Source organism: Paenibacillus sp. FSL L8-0158 (assembly GCF_038592965.1).
GTDB classification, from domain to species: domain Bacteria; phylum Bacillota; class Bacilli; order Paenibacillales; family Paenibacillaceae; genus Paenibacillus; species Paenibacillus polymyxa_D.
The window spans coordinates 2,510,001-2,517,286 of record NZ_CP151949.1 but is presented as its reverse complement, the minus strand read 5'-3'; the positions used below and the strand labels follow the sequence as shown (position 1 = coordinate 2,517,286).

General features: G+C 46.5%; 3 protein-coding genes and 2 rRNA genes (1 of these 5 only partly in view). All 5 read right to left on the bottom strand.

The features are described 5' to 3' along the window. Positions 1-50 precede the first annotated feature (50 nt). Positions 51-1,916 carry an ABC transporter ATP-binding protein gene (locus tag NSQ68_RS11605; protein ID WP_342428884.1) on the bottom strand — a complete coding sequence of 622 codons (1,866 nt, stop codon included), beginning with the start codon at positions 1,914-1,916 and terminating at the stop codon, positions 51-53. Further along, entirely contained in the window at positions 1,891-3,786 is a 1,896-nt protein-coding gene (locus NSQ68_RS11600; protein ID WP_342428883.1) for an ABC transporter ATP-binding protein, read from the bottom strand. The genes NSQ68_RS11605 and NSQ68_RS11600 overlap by 26 nt, the downstream gene beginning before the upstream one ends. A gap of 215 nt (positions 3,787-4,001) precedes the next feature. After that, positions 4,002-4,826 carry a thioesterase II family protein gene (locus tag NSQ68_RS11595; RefSeq protein WP_342428882.1) on the bottom strand — a complete coding sequence of 275 codons (825 nt, stop codon included), beginning with the start codon at positions 4,824-4,826 and terminating at the stop codon, positions 4,002-4,004. Between the two features lie 961 nt (positions 4,827-5,787). Further along, positions 5,788-5,904, bottom strand: a 5S ribosomal RNA gene (gene rrf, locus NSQ68_RS11590). A 149-nt stretch (positions 5,905-6,053) separates the two neighbouring features. After that, positions 6,054-7,286 (bottom strand): 23S ribosomal RNA (locus NSQ68_RS11585); it runs 1,696 nt beyond the window's last position.

Genomic DNA, 7,286 nt, shown 5'->3' with positions numbered 1-7,286 from the left:
CCGTCTCTCTCCTCGCAAAATAGATATTGGTAAAAAGGAAATTCGCATATTTATGCGGTTTGTTCCTCGGGATGCTTTCGAAATTGAAGCTCATAGAGTTCTGCATAATGACCGCCCTCGGCAAGGAGCTGATCATGGGTACCCTGCTCTTTCAGTTCGCCATCAGCAAGGACACAAATCGTATCCGCCCGTTCAATCGTAGACAATCGATGGGCAATGACTAATGTCGTACGATCCTTCATCAGCTCATTTAAGCCCTGTTGGACTTCATATTCCGATTCTGCATCCAAAGCCGAAGTCGCTTCATCCAACAGCAAAATCGGTGCGTTTTTGAGCAAAGCACGGGCAATTGCGATCCGCTGTCTTTGACCACCGGACAAATTGGCTCCGCGTTCACCGACAATCGTGTCGTAACCCTCCGAAAGCTCAGCTATGAAGCCGCTGGCATAGGCTGTTTTGGCTGCAGCCTCCACTTCCTCATCCGTGGCAGCCGGTGAGCCAAAACGGATATTATCCGCTACTGTACCGTGGAACAGCGTAGCCTCCTGTGGTACATAGGCCATCAAATCCCTGACCTCATCCAACGGAAATTCTTCTGCCAAGCGACCACGAACCCGCAGCACACCTTCGTCCGGTGGGTAAAATCCCAGCAACAACTTCATGACTGTGCTTTTACCACCACCACTCGGACCGACAAGCGCAGTTACCTGCCCTTCCGGCACGACCAAGTTTAACCTTTGCAGCGTTGGATGGTCAGGCTGATAGCCAAAGGTGATGTCGTGCAGCTCCAGCGCGGCCGGAGTCTGTTCAATGGCGTGGTCTGAACGCAAGGTCTCAACATCGCCATAGAGTTCCCCAGATTTACGGGCTGATAAAGCTGCCGTGTCGGGATCGATAAGCCTAGTCAGCGGGCCTTTCTTTTTAGCCGCGGGGAACTGTTCCTCTTCCTTCGACTCATCCAGAATTTCGCGGATACGCGCCAAGCCTGCCAAAGAGTTTTGTAACAGTGTTACAGCCGCCCCTAGCTCCAAAAATACCGTTGAAATACCGGTTTGCAGTTGTACAATCTGTCCCAATACCCCCAGTTCCATCTGCTTCTGCGATACCAGAATTAATCCGGCGACAAGCACACCGCCCAGCGTAATGAACTCAATGACAAAATTGCACATATCCTGCAAGCCCATATGACGTCCCTGCCTGATGCTGATGCGGTTTATGTCCTCGCTTGCATCGTTACAAAGTCCGCCTACCTTTGTCCTCAACCCAAACAACTTCACCGTCTGCAAATTGGAAAGCAAATCACTCAATCGTTCCGTGAACCTGCTCATCCGTCCCTGTAACTCTTCACTCGTCTTTCGCATTTTCTTCGCGAAATGAGCATTTATCCAGGCTGAAGCCAGCCCAAGTACAACCGCCATAATCCCAAATCGCCAATCCAAAGCCATCAAAATGACCAACGAGCCCAAGAAAAGCGAAATTTCCAGTATAATCGAGCGGATATGAACGGTGTAAGCTTGCTCCAGCGCCTGTACATCATTCGTCATACGGGATACAAGATCACCCGAATGGTGTTTTTCGGATTTTTCGTACGATAGCTTGACAATGTGGCCAAATAGTTTCATTCGTACCTCGGCAATCGCCAGCTTTACACACCGTTTATACATGTAGCTGCACAGGGGGGAAATAAGACTTAATGCTAAAAATGTACCACTGACCAAATAAACCGCTCGGTATAGCTCCTGTATATCGCCATTAACCGCGAAATTCAGCAAATAATGCACCACAAAAGAAAGTAAAATCGTGATGCTGGCATTGGTCAGACTATTGCCAACCAGCCCGGTAAAATACCATTTTCGGTGCGGCTTCATCAGGGACATCAACTGCTTAAATTCATAAAACCCCTGCTTGAAGGTCACGACGCTCACCCCTTTCCTCAGGCAACGAATTACCGTTTTCCGCTGTATGCTGTTCTTCTTCAAAATTTTTCAAATACAGCTTTCGGTACATACCATCACGACCTAGTAATTCCTCATGAGAACCCGATTCCACAATGCTCCCCTGATCGAGTACAATAATGCGGTTTGCCTGACGTACGGTTGACAGTCGATGAGCAATGACCAGTACCGTCCGGTTTTGCATTACCGCATTCATCGCATTCTGCACCTGAGCCTCCGACTGACTATCGAGTGCTGAAGTCGGCTCGTCCAATAAAAGCAGCGGAGCATTTTTCAGTAATGCTCTTGCTATGGAAATACGCTGTTTTTGACCGCCAGACAATCCGCCTCCCCGCTCGCTCAACAGGGTTTCATAGCCCTCTGGAAGTTGAACAATAAAATCATGCGCATGTGCCGCTTTCGCCGCCTCGACAATTTCTTCCTGAGTCGCCTCCAGACGTCCATATCCGATATTTTCTGCAATGGTGGCCGGAAAAAGCGACGGCTCCTGAGATACCATCGAAATATGACTGCGCAGGCTTGTTAAATTCCAATCTGTCAAACTCTTTCCAAATAGTTGAATGGTTCCAGCATGCTCTCCAGGTTCATTAAATCCGCAAAGCAGCTTGAAAATCGTGCTTTTACCTCCACCGCTGGCACCGACAATCGCCACCATATCCCCTTGTCCTGCCTGGAAACTGATATCCTTCAGCACTGTATTCCCTTCATCGTAACCAAAGGTCAAATGCTCAAAGCTGACTACAGCAACACCATCAACGTCATCATCGCTTTCTGCTCCGCCTTCACTCATTCGGTTGGCTTCCCCATCTGCATCATCTTCCAAATGAGGCGCCCTATTCTCTCGCCTCTGATCTACCAGGGTCTTTTCGCCGTCCTGACGCTCATTTTGCCAATCTAGCACCTCAAACAAATGCTTTGCGGCTCCACTCGCTTCCTTCATTTGCGAAATGATCGTCGGCAGCATGGCAATCGGCTGCAATATGAACGAAATCAGGTATAAAAAAAGTACAATGCCTCCAGCATTCAGCTCTCCATGTTGTATCAGGTATCCTCCGTATACAATGACCAAAATAATCGGTGTTGCCAGCATCATCACACCTACCGGAGTAATGGCTGCATAGCGCTTTTCTAGCCGCAAGCCGCGCTTGACGACCTCCTCCATAATCACCATATACTTCTTCAACAGCACAGCTTGCATATTGAACGCCTTGACGATAGGGATTCCTCCGATTGCATCTTGCCCCACAGCGTTCAAATGAGCAATTTTCTCCTGGAGATCTGCGGAATATTTTTCAATCGGCTTGCTCATTAGTGATGTTATGATCATTCCTAGTGGCATGAGCGCAAGACTTGCCAATATCAGTTTCCAGCTTGTGAGTAAAAGCAATATGAGTGATGCCGTAAACACAAGCGGTAAATAAAACAGATTGGCAAACTGCTGGATAAAAAAGTTCTGTAATACTGCCGTATTATTGGTTAGACGGGATACCAAATCTCCGGTGAATTTCCTTTCCACGCTGGAAACCGGTAAATCACAAAACTTATGTACAAGATCGCCTCTCAAGTCGCGCAGAGCACTAACACTAAACCGCGCTGAAGCGTACCTCATCACAAACTTACAGGGCATTCCAATTAGTGTCATACCAACAACCAGATAGATCATGTTCTGGGTAGAGGAGAATGTCCCCTGTGCCATTTGCTCAATGGCCTTACCCAAAATAATGTCAATAGCTGCCAAACACAAGGAGGCGATCACCGTTATGAAAACCCATAGATTATACGGCCTTACATAACGCAAGAGTCTCCGAAAAGCAGAATTTGATCGAAACAAGGGCATCCCTCTTTTCGTTGCCCACACTTTTTCAGTGCGAACTTTTTATATTGGCTGCGGACGTCGATGAAATAAACTCTGGGTTTGGATGCATGAGTATCCGTACAGAATAAAATGCGATTTTGAACTATGCTGGAATTGCATCTTGGTTGTGGGTTGGTTGTCGATTGTTGCTGAGATGGTAATAGCGAAGTGTATCGTGATGTGTGGGACATTCAACTCTGTCTGAATCGTGGTTGTAGGGTGCTTGTGTTGTAAGCTGTATGAGCTGCCGCCGCGTGGGCCATCGGCGAGGATGCGGAAAGAATGTTCTCGACTGCGCTCATAACCTCTTGTTCTTGTTCATGGATGAAAAAGTGATTACCTTCGAACATTCGAACACCCATAGGTGATGTCGTATGCTGTTGCCAGGCATGGAGTGAATCTGTACTAACCTCAAAATCCTTCATTCCGCCTAAAACGGTCATCGGACATACCAGTGGATTTCCCGGCTGATAAACATAAGTTTCACACACCTTAAAATCTGCACGCAAACGAGGCATAATAATTTGCATCAATTCTGCATTTTGCAGCACCTCTTCAGGTGTTCCCTGCATTAAACGAAGCTCTTCGGTGAAAGAATCGTCTGCTAAATCATGGAGTTGTTTTTTGGAGTATGGAAGATGTGGTGCGGATTTACCAGATATGATGATATGCACAGGTAGCTTTCCAGTTTTGCTGTGCAATTGCCGTGCTGTTTCAAATGCAATCAGTGCTCCCATACTGTGTCCAAAAAAAGCGAACGGCTTATGTATGTATGGAGCCATAGCTGGAACCAACGATTGAACGATGTCTTGAAGAGTATCCATTGGAGCTTCTGTTGAGCGGCTTTCACGTCCTGGAAGTTGTATAGGCAACACGGTAATGTCAGGCGCAAACCTGGACTTCCAAGAGTTAAATATATAAGCACCACCACCGGCGTAGGGAAAGCAAAATAGTTGGAGCTTCGTAGTCGGTTGGACCTCTGTTTTCGGGAACCAAGATTGTGATCGAGTTGTCATAAGAATTCCTCCATCCTCTATGCAGTTCATAATTTTACAGTAAATCCTTATATCTCTTTTTTTCTTCCAACACTTTCTAACTGTTTTTAAATATACAAACTTTAAAACCGCTTGGCATGGGACAAAAGGGCTAAATTGATGAAGCTCATAAAAATAAAATAAAATCCATATTATGTTATTTGTTTCCAAACTTAAAAAGCAACAATTTCACTTTTTGTATGAGTTATCTGTCAATCATGATCTGTTAATTTGGCTTAAAACAGAATTTTAGGTTTTCACGAATTTTGTAAAACTAAACTCATTTTGATTTACATTGAGGCTCCAACTCTTTATCCTACAACAATTTTATCTTTACATGCCATTAACATAAATGTAACAAATTCAACCTGATATCATCCGACAAATTCCGCCTTTTTCCGCAGCTCTCTTTAATCACCTAAATATTGGATTGGATTTGTATCAAGCTCACATAAATCAAAATTAATAACTCTTTAATTTTGTAATAAATATTGTTATTTCATAGTCCTAAAGGACCTTTTTTTGCATATTTTTTTCTGACTCTTCGTCTAAAAAATCCAGTTCGGATTGAGTTTTTCTCTCCCAAATCTATGAATTTTCTTTTCAAACTCTAATAGAAACGTTTCTATCTCGCTTCAAAAGTGCCTGTTCTCTAGAAATTTATAGCCTTACTTTTAATCTTTCACCCCCTCAAAAAACAGTAACGGCAAGCAGTAAGGCTCCCTGTTGTTGGAGACTTGCTGCTTTATAAATTCATTAAGTTTGACTTCACTATCGGTCGATATCCAGAGTGTTGTAAACAGCTTTATTATAGTTATCCCCCAATCTTATTAATTTAGTGGAATGGATTATATGTATTGTTTTCTTGTATACTTTTCAAAACGCGAGAGCCTTATGATATACAAAAAGAGCACAGCCCGTTAAGGCTGTGCTCTTACATCTTGCTTGGCGACGTCCTACTCTCCCAGGACCCTGCGGTCCAAGTACCATCGGCGCTGGAGGGCTTAACGGTCGTGTTCGGGATGGGTACGTGTGGAACCCCTCCGCTATCGCCACCAAACATGAATTTGCTACGCAAATTCTTCCGTATTGAAACTCGGTTCATCACAGCTGTGTGAATGAATTTCAATGCGTATTTCGTATGTATTTCTACATACCTTCAAGGTTACACCCTGAAAACTGGATCCGAAACTCATTTGCGTTTTATCTTAGGATAAGCCCTCGACCGATTAGTATTGGTCAGCTCCATGCATTACTGCACTTCCACCCCCAACCTATCTACCTCGTCGTCTTCAAGGGGTCTTACATACTGGGAAATCTCATCTTGAGGGGGGCTTCACGCTTAGATGCTTTCAGCGCTTATCCCTTCCGTACATAGCTACCCAGCGGTGCTCCTGGCGGAACAACTGGTACACCAGCGGTACGTCCATCCCGGTCCTCTCGTACTAAGGACAGCTCCTCTCAAATTTCCTACGCCCACGACAGATAGGGACCGAACTGTCTCACGACGTTCTGAACCCAGCTCGCGTACCGCTTTAATGGGCGAACAGCCCAACCCTTGGGACCTACTTCAGCCCCAGGATGCGATGAGCCGACATCGAGGTGCCAAACCTCCCCGTCGATGTGGACTCTTGGGGGAGATAAGCCTGTTATCCCCAGGGTAGCTTTTATCCGTTGAGCGATGGCCCTTCCATGCGGTACCACCGGATCACTAAGCCCGACTTTCGTCCCTGCTCGACTTGTAGGTCTCGCAGTCAAGCTCCCTTCTGCCTTTGCACTCTTCGAATGATTTCCAACCATTCTGAGGGAACCTTGGGGCGCCTCCGTTACTCTTTAGGAGGCGACCGCCCCAGTCAAACTGCCCACCTGACACTGTCCTCGCACCGGTTCACGGTACCAAGTTAGAACCTAGATACGATCAGGGTGGTATCCCAAGGATGCCTCCCCTCAAGCTGGCGCTCAAGGCTCAACGGCTCCCACCTATCCTGTACAGATCGTACCCAAATTCAATATCAAGCTGCAGTAAAGCTCCATGGGGTCTTTCCGTCTTGTCGCGGGTAACCTGCATCTTCACAGGTATTAAAATTTCACCGGATCTCTCGTTGAGACAGCGCCCAAGTCGTTACGCCATTCGTGCGGGTCAGAATTTACCTGACAAGGAATTTCGCTACCTTAGGACCGTTATAGTTACGGCCGCCGTTTACTGGGGCTTCGGTTCATAGCTTCGCTCCGAAGAGCTTACCACTCCCCTTAACCTTCCAGCACCGGGCAGGCGTCAGCCCGTATACTTCGCCTTGCGGCTTCGCACAGACCTGTGTTTTTGCTAAACAGTCGCTTGGGCCTTTTCACTGCGGCCCCCTCGGGCTATTCACCCTACCGAGGCACCCCTTCTCCCGAAGTTACGGGGTCATTTTGCCGAGTTCCTTAACGAGAGTTCTTCCG